Source organism: Streptomyces sp. H27-C3 (assembly GCF_030063415.1).
Lineage (GTDB): Bacteria > Actinomycetota > Actinomycetes > Streptomycetales > Streptomycetaceae > Streptomyces.
On record NZ_JASITA010000018.1, the window covers coordinates 118716 to 133771 of the forward strand.

A 15056-nucleotide genomic window follows, 5' to 3' on the forward strand; every position below is an offset into this window, starting at 1 on the left:
GGAGTCCCGATGACTGCCCACGCACACCCTTCGCTGTCCGAACCCCGGCCGCTCGGCGAGATCCGTACTTGGCCGGGTTCCTTCACCGACCGCCTCACCTCGCCCTTACCCGGCGTCTCCGACTTCGTCCGCCTCGCGCTGCGGGGTGAACGCCTGCACCCGTCGCCCGCAGGGCGGGCCCAGATCGCCGACCTGCCCTTCGAGCCCGGCCCGCTGCCCGAAGCAGGCCCCGGGGAACTGGCCCTGACCTGGGTCGGCCACGCCAGCTACCTGCTGCGCATCGGCGGTCTCAACGTCCTGACGGACCCGGTCTGGTCGCGGCGGATCGTAGGAACCCCCCAGCGGGTGACCCCGGTCGGTGTCGCCTGGGACGACCTCCCGCGGATCGACGCCGTGGTCATCAGCCACAACCACTACGACCACCTGGACGCCCCCACTCTGGAACGACTGCCGCGCGAAACACCGGTGTTCGTGCCGGCGGGGCTGGCCGCCTGGGTACGTCGCAGGGGCTTCACCCAGGTCACCGAACTCGACTGGTGGGAGGCGGTGGAGCTGCAGGGCGAAGCCGGCCCGGTCCGCTTCGACTTCGTGCCCTCCCACCACTGGAGCCGCCGCGGCCTGAACGACACCTGCCGCAGCCTGTGGGGCGGTTGGGTACTGACCGTGCCCGGCGGGCAGCGGCTGTACTTCGCCGGTGACACCGGCTACGGCCACTGGTTCGAGGAGATCGGCAGTCGATACCCGGGAATCGACATCGCGCTCCTGCCAATCGGTGCGTACGAGCCGCGCTGGATGCTCTCGCCCGTCCATACGTCTCCCGAGGAGGCGGTCCAGGCCTGCGTGGATCTCGGCGCGCGGATCATGTCGTCCATGCACTGGGCGACGTTCCTGCTCTCCGCCGAGCCGCCGCTCGAGCCCCTGCACCGGGTGCGAGCTGCGTGGAAGGCGGCCGAGCTGCCCGCCGACGATCTGTGGGATCTTCCCGTGGGCGGGTCCCGCGTCTTGGGCCGCAACTGATCCTTCAGCGGTGTCTGTAGAGCCGCCCAGGCCCAATCCAGATCGGATGCAGACGCTCTCCAGTACGTCCAATGCAGACTGGCGACGCGCAATACGGCGGGTGCTGAAACAGCCTCACCCGCCTGCCTCTGCATAGGACTAGGGGAAGGTCTACGCATGTCGTCCAGTATCTTCGGCATTTCCGCCGAATATGACGTCATCGTCATCGGGGGAGGCCCGGCCGGAGCCACGACGGCCGGCCTCCTTGCCAAGCGAGGACACCGCGTACTCGTGCTCGACCGGGAGCGGTTCCCGCGCTATCACGTCGGTGAGTCCCTCATTCCCGCGTTTATGCGTCCTATGGAGGAAATGGGACTCACTGAGCGCATGGACGAGCGCGGTTTCGAGCGCAAGTACGGCGGAAGTCTCGTCTGGGGAAACAACCAGGTGCCGTGGAAGTTCGGCTTCCTCAAGGGAAAGTACCCCTACGCGTACCACACCCGCCGTGCCGACCTGGACGCGATGATCCTCGACCGTGCACGCGAGCTGGGCGCGCACATCATCGAGGACGCCACGGTCAAGGAGCCCATCGAGGAGAACGGCCGCGTCGTCGGCATCCGCTACGCCCTGCGCGGCATGGACGGGGTCCGCGAGGTGCGGGCCGGGCTCGTGATCGACGCCTCCGGCCAGGCCCGTGTCCTCAGCCGCCGCTTCACCGAGGTCAAGTGGCACGAGGAGCTCCGCAACGTCGCGGTGTGGACGTACTACGACAACTGCGAACGCCTCGAGGGCGACGAGTATACGAACATCCTCATCGAGGGCCTGGACGAGGGCTGGTTCTGGGCCATCCCGATCGACAAGGGCACCGTCAGCGTCGGGTACGTCACCCGCTCCGCGACTGCGGGAGAGGCCGGGCACTCCCTGGAGGAGCTCTTCCACTCCGAGGTCGGCCGGACCACCAGGCTCAAGAAGATGCTGAGCGGCGGGCGTCAGTCCGCAGGCTTCCGTACGGCCCGCGACTGGTCGTACCACTCGGACCGGTTCTACGGCGACGGCTGGGTGCTGGTCGGCGACTCGGCCGCCTTCGTCGACCCGCTGTTCTCCACCGGGGTGGCCCTGGCCACGCTGGCCGGCAGCACGCTGGCGCAGATCGTCGACCAGATCATCAAGCACCCGGAGATCGAGACCAAGGCACTCGACCGGTACGCCACGGCCTACTCCACCTTCTTCGACGAGATCCGTGAATTCGTCGAGCGGTTCTACGACCGCACGAAGTACAAGGAGTTCTACCACAGCCTCGCCCAGGAAATGATCGACCCCGAGCACGAGCAGAAGCCCGCCGATGACTTCGTCACGCTGATTTCCGGCCTCAGCGGAAATCACCCCATGTTCCACATCAATCTCGACGATCTCATAGCGGATGTGTCGCAGCCGGTGATCGCGCAGTCCTGAATTTCTCCTGTGACAGCCGCCGCAGCGGGCGGCTGTCACAGGTGTGTCCGAAAATTCGCGCAGTCGATTGATGAAGGCCACGGGGCAATGACCAGCCATCAGTTGCAGATTCTGTTTTTCGATATCGCGCTTATTCTCATCATGGCGCGCGGACTTGGATACCTGGCGACGCGGATCCAGCAGCCACCGGTCGTCGGTGAGATCCTCGCGGGAGTCCTCCTCGGCCCCACGCTGCTCGACGGGGCGATGAGCGAGCTGCTCTTCCCCGAGGAAGTGCGCCCGATGCTGATCGGGATCGCCAACCTGGGTGTTGCCCTGTTCATGTTCGCCATCGGTCTGGAGATCGAGGCCGGCACGCTCAAGGGCAACGGGCGGGTCACCGTCGCATCGGCGATCGGCTCGACGATCGTGCCGTTCGTCCTGGGTATCGGCCTGGCCTTCATCCTGCTCTCCCGCCACGAGACCCCGAACAAGGGGGCGTTCGTGGTCTTCATCGGCCTGGCCGTATCGGTCACGGCCTTCCCCGTACTCGCCCGCATCCTCACGGATCGCGGACTGAGCCGCACCGCCATCGGCGCGATCGCCCTGACCACGGCGGCCTTCGTCGACGTCGCGGCCTGGGCGGCACTCGCCGGGGTCAACGCATCGGTGGGCGCCGGGGGAAGCAACTGGCTGGTCGCCCTGATCCTGCCCTACCTCGCCGTCATGCTGTTCGTCGTGCGGCCGCTCCTGAGCCACTTCCTCACACCCGAGGGCAAGCCCGCGCCGGCCACCGCGCTCAAGTACGCCGTGGTTGTGGTCGGCGCCCTGCTGTCGGCCGCGGCCACCGAGGCCATGGGCATGCACCACATCTTCGGAGCCTTCCTCTTCGGACTTGTCGTACCGAGGAAGGGCGCCGACGCGCTGAGGGCCGACATCCACGACCGCACCGGGCACCTGACCTCACTGTTGCTGCCCGTCTACTTCGTGGTCGCCGGATTCCAGGTCAACCTGAGCGGGATCGGCCTGTCCGGACTGCTTGAGCTGGGACTGATCCTGCTCGTGGCCGTACTGGGCAAGTTCGGTGGCACCTACCTCGGCGCCAGGTCGCAGAAGCTGCCGCGACGGGACGCGGCGACGCTCGCAGCACTGATGAACACCCGTGGTCTGACCGAGCTGGTCATCCTCGGGGTGGGACTCAAGCTGGGGCTGCTGGACGGCCCGCTGTACTCGTTGATGGTGGTCATGGCCGTGGTCACCACCGTGATGACGGGCCCCCTGCTGACGCGCATCCGGCCCAAGGCGGTCGAGGCGGAGGCCGAAGCCGGTGCGGTGGCCGGGGCCGCGACCACTCCCGAACCGGCGCCGGCCAGGGAGCGCACCGACGTGCCGTTGTAGGGCCACCGGGCCGCCGGTCCACCTGGCCCATTGGTCCACCTGGCCATTGGTCCAGAGGCCCGCCGGTCCACCGGGAATGTCAGCGGGACACCATGGGGGGACAGATCATGCGCTTGGTCGAACGCGACCGGGAGCTGTCGGTACTGGCGGACATGCTCCGCCAGAGCACCAACAGCGGCGGCCACGTCACACTCATCGCCGGCGGCATCGGATGCGGCAAAACGTCGTTCCTGGCCGAGGTCGCGGCCCGCGCCACCGCGCAGGGCTTCGAGGTCCACGGCGCGGCGGGCTCCCTGGCCGAGCGGCAGTTGCCCGGCGCCGTACTCGGCCAACTGCTGCGCAACGTGGACCTTCCGCTCCATGACCGCGAGGCCCTGGCGGACCTGTCGGCGCAGTCAATCGGGCAGAGCACAGCGGGCTCAGTGGCGGAACTCGGTCCGTCCGCTCTCGAACCGGAAACCTCCCGGAGTCTCCAGCGGTTGTGCGACGCCGTCGAGCGCAGCGCACAGGCCGCTCCGCTGCTGCTGTGCGTGGACGACGTGCAGTTCATGGACGCGCTGTCGGTCCACTGGATGCTGCTCATGCTCCGCAGACTGCCCACCACCCGGATCACCCTCGCGATGACCGAGTGCACGCTCTCGCGGCCCGCCGACCCGAGGCTGCACGCCGAACTGCTGCGCCAGCCCGGATACCGGCCCATCACGCTCGACCGGCTCTCCCCGGCCGGGGTCGCCACCATCCTTTCCCAGCACGGCCTCGCCGCCGTCGCGCAGGTTCTGGCGCCCGGCTGCCACGCCGTCAGCGGCGGCAACCCGCTCCTTGTCAGGGCGCTCGCGGAGGACACCCGCCACCTCGGGGCCGACGGCGCAGGCCCGCACCCGGCGGTCGGTGACGCCTACCTCGACGCCGCGACAGGCTGCCTGCACCGCGGCTGGCCGGCCCTGCTGCGCATCGCCCAGGCGCTGGCCGTCCTGCACGACGACAGCGCGCCACCGGAGCTGGTCGCGCAGCTCGCGGATGTGGAGGGCGCCGTACTGGCCCGCGGGATGAAGGCGCTGGACACCGCGGGCCTGCTCGCCGAAGGCCGCCCACGCCACCCGGCCCTGCGCAGCGCCGCGCTCGGAGGCCTCACCGGTCAGGAAGGCTCCGCACTGCACCGGCGCGCCGCAGCCCTCCTGTACGACGAGGGCGCGCCGGCGGTGGAAGTGGCACGCCACCTGCTCGCGGCCGCCGAGCCCTCCGGATTCCCCTGGGCCGTGGCCCAGTTGCAGGAAGCCGCCGAACGGCATCTGGTGGCCAGCAGGCCGGCCGAGGCGCAGGGCTGCCTCGAGGCGGCCCTGCGCGTGTGCGCCGAGGAACCGCAGCGCCTGCGCATCAAGGCGCTGCTCGCCGGCACGGCCTGGGTCCTTGACCCGTCGGTCGGCGCCCGCCACCTCGTGGAGCTGGCCGTGGCGGTGCGCGAGGGGCGGCTGCCCGCCCACTACTCCCTGATGCTGGCGAAGTATCTGCTGTGGCACGGCAAGTACGACGAAGCCGCCGATGCCATCGACCGGATCACCCGCACCGGCGACGAACCCGATCCGATCGCCGCAGCCGAGGCACGCGCCACCCGCGAGCTCCTCTCCGCCACCTACCCGGCGCTCGTCCCCAGCAACAGCGCCCGCCCGGCATCGGCGCGACAGCAGGCGCCACTCCCCAGCGATCCGCGCAGCAGGGGGGCGGCCGCGCTCTCCGACGTGCTGCGGCACGGGCCAGGACCCGAGGCCGTCGCCGCCGCGCAGGCCTCCATGCGCGCCATGCGGCTGGGCAGGAACACCCACGAGTGGCTCACCTGCGCGGTGTCGGCCCTCCTGTTCGCGGACCGCATCAAGGAGGCCGCCGACTGGTGCGACCACTGGCTGGCGCAGTCGCGCAGCCGACGCGTCCCCCTGTGGATCGCCGAGTTCTCCTCGCTGCGCGCGGGGATCGCCCTGCGCCAGGGCAGGCCGGTGCTCGCGCGCGAGCTCGCCGAGGCCGCCCTGGCGCAGGTGCAGGCCGAGAGCTGGGGGGTGTGCATCGGTGGCCCCCTGGCCAACCTTATCCAGGCCAACACCGACATCGGTGATCATGCAGCTGCGGCGGAATACCTGGAAGTCGCCCTCCCCGCAGGCATGTTCCACAGTCGGTTCGGCCTGTACTACCTGCACGCGCGCGCCAGCCACTACCTGGCGACCGGCCAGCCCCAGGCGGCCCTCGACGACTTCCTCAACTGCGGTGCGGTGATGGGGCGGTGGGGGCTGGATCAGCCGACGCTCATCGCGTGGCGATCCGGCGCCGCTCGCGCGCAGCTCGCTCTGGGCGACACCGCGGGTGCGCTGGCGCTGGCCCGCGAGCAGATCGCGCTGGCCGGCGAGGGGCTCTCGCGCACCCGGGGCATCTCGCTGCGGACCCTGGCCGCGGCGAGCCGGCCTGCGCAGCGCGGCAGCCTGCTGACGGCTGCCGTGGGGATCCTGGAGGAGTGCGGCGACCAGCTGCAACTGGCTCATGCCCTGGCCGACTTGAGCACCACGCACATACGGGCCGGCCGATTCGACCGGGCCGAGGCGCTCCTGGGCCGGGCCGCCGGGCTGGCCCAGGAATGCGGCACAACAGGTTTCGGGGAGGAACTGCGCGCGGCCCGGCCCGTACCGATCGGATCTGCACGCGCGGACCGCCAGACGGTGGAGCGGGCCTTCCATCTGCTGAGCCCGGCGGAGCAGCGCGTCGTCGACCTGGCGGCCCGAGGCCATACCAACCGGGAGATATCCGATCGCCTGGGAATCACCGTCAGCACGGTGGAGCAGCACCTCACCCGGATATTCCGGAAATTGGGTGTGCGTACGCGCGGCGACCTTCCGCAGCGCGCGGTCATTGAGGCGGCCGCGGGCTGACGCATTGTCCCGGCAGGTTCACCCACGGATTCGACGACCTTGAGCGATTGATGGATTGAGAGGAAGAGGAAGACCATGGCTCGTAAAGACCAGTACGATGTCGCGATTCTCGGCAGCGGTATGGCAGGTGGGATGCTCGGAGCGGTCCTGGCCCGAAACGGCGTCAAGGTGCTGTTGCTGGACGCCGGAACGCATCCGCGGTTCGCTGTGGGCGAGTCGACGATTCCCTACACCTCGGGCATGACGCGGCTGGTCGCCGACCGCTACCAAGTGCCGGAGCTCCGGGCCCTGTCGAGCTTCAAGGGAATTCGCGACAAGGTGTCGCGGAACTGCGGGCAGAAGCAGAACTTCGGATTCGTCTACCACCGCGAGGGCCGGGCCCAGAACGCCCAGGAGATCAACCAGTTGGTGGTGCCGTCCATCCTGCGTACGGAAACCCATCTGTTCCGCCAGGACATCGACGCGTACCTCTTCCATGTCGCCGTGAAATACGGCGCCGTCCCGCGCCTGAACACCAGGATCGTCGACATAGAGGTGGACCCCGAAACGGGCGCCGTCCTGCGTACCGACAGCGGTGAGGAATTCCGCGCCAGCTATGTGGTCGACGGAAGTGGTTTCCGCTCACCGCTGGCCGACAAGTTCGACCTGCGCGAGACACCCACCCGCGCCCGGACCAACTCGCGCTGCCTGTTCACGCACATGACCGGAGTGGAGGCCTTCGACAAGTCGCCTGCCGCCCGGAACCACGACCAGCCCAACCCCTGGCACAACGGCACGCTTCACCATGTGTTCGACGGCGGCTGGCTGTGGGTCATCCCCTTCGACAACCACTCCGAGTCCCTCAACCCGCTGTGCAGCGTGGGTCTCACGCTGGACCCCCGGGTCTTCCCCAAGGGCGAGGAGACTCCCCAGCAGGAGTTCGACGAGTTCCTGCGGCGGTTCCCGGAGATCGCCCACCAGTTCCGCAACGCCAAGCCGGTACGCCCCTGGGTGTCCACCGGCCGGCTCCAGTACTCGACGAAGCAGGTCGTCGGCGAGCGCTACTGCCTCACCTCCCACGCGTCGGGCTTCATCGACGCCCTGTACTCCCGCGGCCTGACCAACACCCTCGAACTCGTCAACGCCCTGGGCTGGCGCATCATCGAGGCCTCCAAGGACGGGGACTGGTCCCTGGAGCGTTTCGGCTACCTGGAAGAGCTCCAGCAGGGCCTGTTCGACTTCCACGACGACATCGTCTACAGCTCGTTCGTGGGCTTCCGCGACTACGAGCTGTGGAATGCGGTGAACCGGACCTGGATGCTGGGCACCATGCTCGGCAACGTCATGCTGGAAGATGCGTACTACCGGTTCGAGCGCACCGGAAACGACGCCGTATTCCGTGAGCTGGAGACGCACGGGCACCCGGGATCCCCGCTCCCCGTCAGCTCCGGTTTCAACGAAATGGGCAAGATGACCCGCGAGTTGTGCCGTGCCGTCGAGGCAGGCGGCGAACAACCCGGCGACGCGGCACGAAAGATCCTCACGCACATCCGTGACGCGGACTTCATCGCCCCGTCCTTCAAATTTGGTGAGCGCGACACCCGGTGCTTCGCCATGTCGCCGGGCAAGATGGCGATGAATGCCCGCTGGTGCCGCAATGACGCCCCGCCGGAAATCGGAAAGCGCATGATCAACGCGAGTAAGGGTCTTGTGCGTCAGCGGTTGCGGGCCGGAAGGTAAACACCCCGGAAGCGCCTGGGCACCCCCGGGCAGCCCCACCCCTATCTCTCCTTGAGGGGGACCCGGGGAAACTCGCCGCCCGATGAGGCAGGGGGTTTCCCCGGGGACGACCGGCTCATAGTCTCAAGTGCAGGTGAACCGCGGATATCCGGCTGTGAAAAGCGGCTGTAGAGGTCCGGGGAGTTACCTGCAGACCCCGAGTGCACGACCGGGACCGGTCAACTCCTCCAGGATGAGAAGGCAGCGAATGAACGCGCATGCACTGCTTGACCCCGCGGACTCGATCGCCGTCGTCGGCATGGCCGGCCGGTTTCCCGGGGCCCCGGACATCGACAGCCTGTGGACGCTCATGATGGACCGCCAAGAGGCGATCCAGAGCGTGCCACCCGCCCGCTGGGACAGCTCGGCCCAGCTTGACCCGCAGCTGCGTATCCCCGCCTTCGGCGGGTTCCTGGACGACATCGACCTCTTCGACGCCGGATTCTTCGGAGTGTCCCCCCGCGAGGCCGCCGCCATGGACCCCCAGCAGCGCCTGCTCCTTGAAGTGGGGTGGCGGGCCATGGAGGACGCGGGCCAGCGCGTCGCCGACCTCGCGGGCAGCCGCACCGGTGTGTACGTGGCCACCGTCTGGCACGACTACGAGCTGCTGCGCAAGGCGCGCGGCGCCCGGCACACCTCCCACACCCTGGTCGGAGCCGGCCGCGACATCCTCGCCAACCGGCTCTCGTACTTCATGAAGCTGCGCGGCCCGAGCCTGGCCGTGGACACCGGTTGCTCCTCCGGGCTCGTCGGGCTCGACCTGGCCGCCCGCGCGCTGCGCCACGGCGACATCGAGGCCGCGATCGTCGGCAGCACCAACCTGATGATGGACCCGCACGTCAGCGTCGGCCTGACCCACTTCGGCGGGCTGTCGCCCGACGGCCGGTGCGCGTCCTTCGCCAAGTCCGCCAACGGCTTCGTCCGCGGTGAGGGCGTCGTCGCGGTGTATCTGAAGACGCTGAGCCGGGCCCATGCGGACGGCGACCGCGTCCATGGGGTGCTGGTCAACACCCTGACCAACAACGACGGCGGTGGCTACAGCATCGTCAGCCCGAGCCAGGAAGGCCAGGAGGACCTGCTGCGCCGCAGCTACCGCAGGACGACGGTACCGGCCGCGGCCCTGTCGTACGTCGAGGCGCACGGCACCGGCACCAAGCGCGGCGACCCGACCGAAGCCGGCGCGCTCGGCGCAGTCCTGGGCCGCGCACGGCCCGCCGGCGATCCGCTCCCGATCGGCTCCCTCAAGACCAACATCGGTCACCTGGAGGGCAGTTCGGGCCTGGCAGGGCTAGTCAAGGTACTGCTCTCGCTGCGCCACCGCGTCGTGCCCCCGACCCTGCACGCCGAGGAGCTCAATCCCGACATCCCCTTCGACGAGTTGAACCTCAGCGTGGTGCGCGAGCCCCTGCAGCTCCCCGCCGAGGGGCCCGTCTACCTCGGGGTGAACTCCTTCGGCTGGGGCGGCACCAACGCCCACATCGTCGTGGCCAGCCCGCCTCCGGTGGCGGCCGAAGCCACCCGTCACCAGTACCGGCCGACGGCCGACATCGGCCTGCCTGCGGTTGTCGCCCTCTCCGCTCAGCGCGCACCCCTGCTGGCCCGCCGGGCCGCGCAACTGTCCAACGAGCTCGCCGTCAGGCAGACCGACACCCACGACGTGGCCGGGGCGCTCGCCTGGCGCCGCGACCACTTCGCCCACCGGGCTGCCTTCGTGGCCGGTGACGTACACGAGCTGCGCACCACACTCGATGCGTTCAGCGGATCGCAGGCCGAGGGCGCCGAGGCTGCCGGTGTGGTCACCGGACGGGCGACAACGCGCGGCAGGACCGCCTTCATCTTCCCCGGCCAGGGCTCGCAGTGGCGGGACATGGGCCGGGAGCTCTACCGCGACAGCCCGCTGTTCGCCTCCGTCGTCGACCGCTGCGCCAAGGCACTCTCGCCGCACATCGACTGGGACCTGATCGACATCTTCGGCAACGACGCGGCCGATGCCGACGACGCCACCGATGCTGACCACGCCACCGCGACGAGTGGCATCGCCGAGACCTGGACGCGGCGCACCGATGTGCTCCAGCCCGCACTGTGGGCCATGTCCCTGGGTCTGGCGGAGTTGTGGACGTCGTCCGGTGTGACCCCCGACGTCGTACTCGGCACCAGCCAGGGCGAGATCACCGCGGCCACCTTCGCCGGTGTCCTCTCGTACGACGACGCGGCGCTGATCCTGGCCCGCCGCGGCACCCTCATTGCCGACCGGGTCTCCGGGCGCGGGCTCATGCTCGCGGTCGATCTCGACCGCGAGGCCGCCATGGAGGCGATGGAGGGCTTCGAAGGCCTGGTGTCCTTCGCCGCCCACAACGGGCCCAACTCCTCGGTGCTCTCCGGGGACAAGGAGTACATCCTGGCCCTGAAGGAGCTGCTGGAGGCCGACGGCACCTACTGCGGCCTGGTCAACATCGACTACGCCTCGCACAGCGCCGGGATGGAAGAGCTCAGGGACGACCTCATGTCCGCGCTGGCCCCCATCCAGCCGATGGCCGGGACGACCCCGGTCATGTCGACGGTGCATGCCCGACTGGTGGTGGGTACCGAACTCGACGCGGACTACTGGGTCCAGAACCTGTGCAGGCCCATCGAGTTCGTCACCTCCATGACGGAACTGTTCGACAGCGGAGTCACCCACGTGGTGGAGATCAGCCCGCACCCGGTGATCTCCCCGTCCCTGGAGCAGCTCGCGGCCACACGCCCGGAAACACCCGCCGTACTGACCACCCTGCGCCGGGAGCAGGGCGGCGTCCGCGACTTCGCCCAGGCCCTGGCCCGCAGCTACACGACCGGCCTGGAGCCCTTCGGCGCACTGCCCCACGACAGCCACTTCCCCGTGCCCGGATATCCCCTGGAGCGGGAGAGTTTCTGGCCCGCCGACGGCCCCCGCCGCACCACCGGGGCCTCGCAGGGATTCGAAGCCCCCCTCGCTCCGGCGCCCGGCCGGTCCGGCGTCTGGCAGGGCGCGCTGGAGCTGTCCCTGGACGACCAGCCCTGGCTCGGCGACCACAAGCTGTACGACACCCCTGTGCTGCCGGCGGCCGGAATGCTGGTCCTCGTACTCAATACCGCACTGGCCCGCACTGGCGCGCTGCCGCGCCGACTGTCCGGCATCGCCTTCCGTAAGGAGGTGACACTCGGCCAGGACCCCGTGCGGTTCACCACCGAGTGGCAGGACGCCCCGGGCGGCGGGGGCGACACGCGACTGCTGTCCCTGTCCCCGGGGGCCGCCGCATGGGACGTCATCGCCACGGCGCACGCGGACCAAGGCCAAGCCGCCCTGCCCGCACCCGAGTTCCCCGGCTGGGCCACCGCACTGGAATCCGCCGACATCGAGGCCTTCTACAGCCAGGGCGCCGAACGCGGCCAGGTCTACGGGCCGGCCTTCCAGGGCGTACAGAGCCTGTACAGCCACCCCTCCCTGGACGAAGCCCTGGGCGAGGTGCGGCTCGGCGGGAAACTCCGGGCGGCTGCCCGCCCGGATGTCCTGCACCCGGCCCTCTGGGACGCCGCGCTGCAGGTCGGCCTGGCGCTCAACCAGGGGCGGGAAGCACTGATGCCGACGGCCGTGCGCGCCGTCCACCTGCTTACCACCCCACCGGAGCCCGTCGAACGCCTCTGGTCCCATGTCCTGCGCAACGCGGACGGCACCCTGGACGTACGGCTCTTCGACGCCGACCATCGCGCGCTGCTGGTGATGGAGGGCCTGCTGCTCCAGCCATTGCCCAGCAACGCGGGGCGCGACGCCGACGCGGACCGGCTGCACCGTATCCGCTGGACCGAGATCCCGGCGCAACCTGCGTCGGCCGCGCCCGCCGGGCAATGGATCGTCTGCGGTGGCACCGACGCCATGGCCCAGACCCTCGCCGACGCGCTGTCCGCGACCGGTGCGCAGGTCCGCCACCTCGGGGCCGACGCCTGCACGGCGGAGCCGTTGGGTGATGTCTCCGACGCCGCTGGTGTGGTGTTCGTGGCGCCGCGCTCCTCGGCCGGCGCCGACGCGCAGCAGCGGGGCCTGGGCCATCTCACCGCCGTCATCCGGGCCTGCTCGGGCCTGGCCACCCTGCCCCGGCTGACCGTGATCACCGACCGGGCCCAGCTGGCCGGCGGCGACGAGGTCCCCGACCCGGGCGCCGCGCTCTACTGGGGCTACGGACGTGTCGCGCAGCGCGAGCACTCCGAGCTGGAGCCCCGCCTCATCGATGTGGACGCCTCCGCCCAGGACTGGGCCGGGGCCTGCGCGGCGGCGATCCTGGCCACCGGGGGAGCGGACCAGCTGGCCCTGCGCCACGGACGGCAGCTGGCCGCCCGCATCACCCGGGGCGCCGTCGACGGCGATGCCGTCACGCCCTTGCCCGGGTGGCGTACGGGAAAGCAGCCCTTCCGGATCGGCGCCGCCCGGCACCCCGGACGTACGACGGCGGAGTTCCTTCCGCTGGTACGCACCGCGCCCGGCCCCGGCGAGGTCGAGATCGAGGTGACCGCGGGCGCACTGTCCTCCGCCGACGCGGATGAACTGGCAGTCGGCGGGTCCCTGCGGATCGGCCGCGAATGCGTCGGCCGGATCACCGCCGTGGGCCCTGACGTCTCCGCCCTGCACATCGGCGACCGCGTGGTCGCGGTGGCCGCCGGTGCACTCGCCAGCCACACCGTCGCGGTGGCCACCCATGTCCTGCGGATCCCCGAGCGGTTCGGGGACGCGGAGGCTGCGGCGCTGTCGCTGCCGACGGTGGCGGCCTGGTACGCGCTGACGGAGGTGGGACGGCTCGCCGCAGGCGAGACGGTACTGATCCACTCGCCCTCCCTCGCGGACGGCCTGGCGGCCGTCCAGATCGTGCGGGGTCAGGGCGCCCGACCCGTCGTCGTCGCGGCGATGGGTCCGAAGCAGCATGCACTGCTGATCGAGGCGGGCGCCGAACTGGTGCTTGACGTAAAGGACTTGGGCTGGCCGGCCGCCGTACGTGAGGCCACCGACGGCCGCGGTGCCGACATCGTCCTGGGGCCGCAGACCGGTCCCGCCGCAGCATCGGCCCTCGAACTGCTCGCGCTCGACGGCCGATTCGTGGAGATCGCCGACGCAGGGGAAAAAACCACCCAGCCGTTCCCCGGCCGCGAGGTCCCCCGCAAGGGGATCAGCGTCAGCTCCGTCGACCTGGACGGGCTGCGGGAACGCAAGCCCGAGACATTCGCCCGCCTGCTCGCGGCGGTCTGGGCCCTGGCCGCCGCGGGCCGACTCACCCCTTTGCCTGTACGGACCTACGACTGCTTGGCGCCGGCCGGGACGACCGCGGATCTCACCCACGATCACGATCTGGCGCGGCTCGTGCTCACCGGGCTCCAGGGCGTCGACCACGTCGCGCCCGAGCCGATGCCGGGCGGCCGCTTCCGCGCCGACGCGAGCTACCTCATCACCGGCGGACTGGGCGCGCTCGGCCTGTCCCTGGCCGAGTACCTGGCCGCCCACGGCGCCGGCACCCTCGTCCTCGTCGGCCGCTCGGCACCGAGCACCGAGGCCATGGAGCGCATCACCACGCTGCGCGCACAGGGCACTGGCGTCGAGATCCTGCGCTGCGACATCGCCGACCGCTCCGCCCTGCGCCAGGCGCTCCAGGGCCTGCGCGACGGCGGGTTGGCGCCGCTGCGTGGGGTGGTGCACGCGGCCGGTGTGGTGGCCGATGCCACGATCGCCAATGTCACACCGCGTCAGATCGCCAAGGTGCTCCAGCCCAAGGTGGAGGGCGTACGCAACCTGGACGCGGTCACCGCCCAGGACCCGCTGGACCTCTTCGTGATGTTCTCCTCCGCGGCAACCCTGGTGGGCAACCCGGGCCAGGCGGCTTACTCGGCGGCCAACGCCTATCTGGACGCCTTCGCCGAGTCCCGCCGGATGCGCGGGCTGCCGGCCCTCAGCGTGCAGTGGGGCCCGTTCGCGGGCATCGGTCTCGCGGCGAAGGACGCGCAGGCGGGCGCCCGCCTGGGGGAGCGCGGCCTGGAGAGCTTCTCCGTCGAGGAGGCCTGGACGGCGCTCGTCCGGCTGCTCGGCCAGGACCAGCCGGTGGTCGGGTACGTCCCCGTCAACACACGCCGGTGGTTCGACGCCTACCCCAACACCGTCTCCCTCAGCGCCTGGAGCGAGCTGTACGCCGCCCTCAAGGAGGACAGCGCCGCCGTCTCGGGCAGCGCCTTCCTGACCGCGTTGCACCAGACCCCGCCGCAGGACCGCCCCGCCCTGGTCGAGGCGAAGGTACGGGAGCTTGCCGCCCGGGTGCTGCGCCTCGCCCCGGAACGGCTCGACCGCGCCGCCCTGTTCGACTCCCTGGGCCTCGACTCGCTGATGAGCCTCGAACTGCGCAACCGGCTGGAGGCGGCCTTCGGGCTGCGTCTGTCGCCGACCCTCCTGTGGACCTACGGAACCCTGCAGGCACTCTCCGGCGCCCTGCTCGCCCAGATCACCCCGACGGACGAGGTGCGGTAATGGCCGGCCCGACCGACCGCCCGACGCACCCCGGCCCTCTACCGCAA

At 70.3% G+C, this 15056-nt stretch carries 6 protein-coding genes; all 6 read left to right on the forward strand.

Annotated features, from left to right (window positions below; all coding sequences use genetic code 11):
• Nucleotides 1–9: 9 nt before the first annotated feature.
• The 6 genes from QMK30_RS19860 to QMK30_RS19885 all read left to right on the forward strand — a co-directional run bounded on the left by QMK30_RS19860 (nucleotide 10) and on the right by QMK30_RS19885 (nucleotide 15009).
• The gene (locus tag QMK30_RS19860; protein ID WP_283519627.1) at nucleotides 10–1017 is read left to right on the forward strand and encodes an MBL fold metallo-hydrolase; all 1008 of its coding nucleotides are present in this window, start codon (nucleotides 10–12) and stop codon (nucleotides 1015–1017) included.
• Nucleotides 1018–1173: 156 nt separating this feature from the next.
• Nucleotides 1174–2448, forward strand: coding sequence for an NAD(P)/FAD-dependent oxidoreductase (locus QMK30_RS19865; RefSeq protein WP_283519628.1), 1275 nt, complete (start codon nucleotides 1174–1176; stop codon nucleotides 2446–2448).
• Nucleotides 2449–2589: 141 nt separating this feature from the next.
• A complete protein-coding gene (locus QMK30_RS19870; protein WP_283519629.1) occupies nucleotides 2590–3825 on the forward strand; it encodes a cation:proton antiporter domain-containing protein in 1236 nt (411 codons plus the stop codon).
• A gap of 107 nt (nucleotides 3826–3932) precedes the next feature.
• Nucleotides 3933–6734 carry an AAA family ATPase gene (locus QMK30_RS19875; RefSeq protein WP_283519630.1) on the forward strand — a complete coding sequence of 934 codons (2802 nt, stop codon included), beginning with the start codon at nucleotides 3933–3935 and terminating at the stop codon, nucleotides 6732–6734.
• Between the two features lie 75 nt (nucleotides 6735–6809).
• A complete protein-coding gene (locus QMK30_RS19880) occupies nucleotides 6810–8453 on the forward strand; it encodes an NAD(P)/FAD-dependent oxidoreductase (RefSeq protein WP_283519631.1) in 1644 nt (547 codons plus the stop codon).
• 247 nt (nucleotides 8454–8700) lie between these two features.
• Complete coding sequence (locus tag QMK30_RS19885) at nucleotides 8701–15009, forward strand: type I polyketide synthase (RefSeq protein ID WP_283519632.1); 6309 nt, start codon at nucleotides 8701–8703, stop codon at nucleotides 15007–15009.
• Nucleotides 15010–15056: the final 47 nt, after the last annotated feature.

What these genes read in the sequence shown, in the direction of transcription:
- QMK30_RS19860 (WP_283519627.1), top strand. Translation starts at nt 10, where the DNA reads ATGACTGCCCACGCACACCCTTCGCTGTCCGAACCCCGGCCGCTCGGC.
- QMK30_RS19865 (WP_283519628.1), top strand. Translation starts at nt 1,174, where the DNA reads ATGTCGTCCAGTATCTTCGGCATTTCCGCCGAATATGACGTCATCGTC.
- QMK30_RS19870 (WP_283519629.1), top strand. Translation starts at nt 2,590, where the DNA reads ATGGCGCGCGGACTTGGATACCTGGCGACGCGGATCCAGCAGCCACCG.
- QMK30_RS19875 (WP_283519630.1), top strand. Translation starts at nt 3,933, where the DNA reads ATGCGCTTGGTCGAACGCGACCGGGAGCTGTCGGTACTGGCGGACATG.
- QMK30_RS19880 (WP_283519631.1), top strand. Translation starts at nt 6,810, where the DNA reads ATGGCTCGTAAAGACCAGTACGATGTCGCGATTCTCGGCAGCGGTATG.
- QMK30_RS19885 (WP_283519632.1), top strand. Translation starts at nt 8,701, where the DNA reads ATGAACGCGCATGCACTGCTTGACCCCGCGGACTCGATCGCCGTCGTC.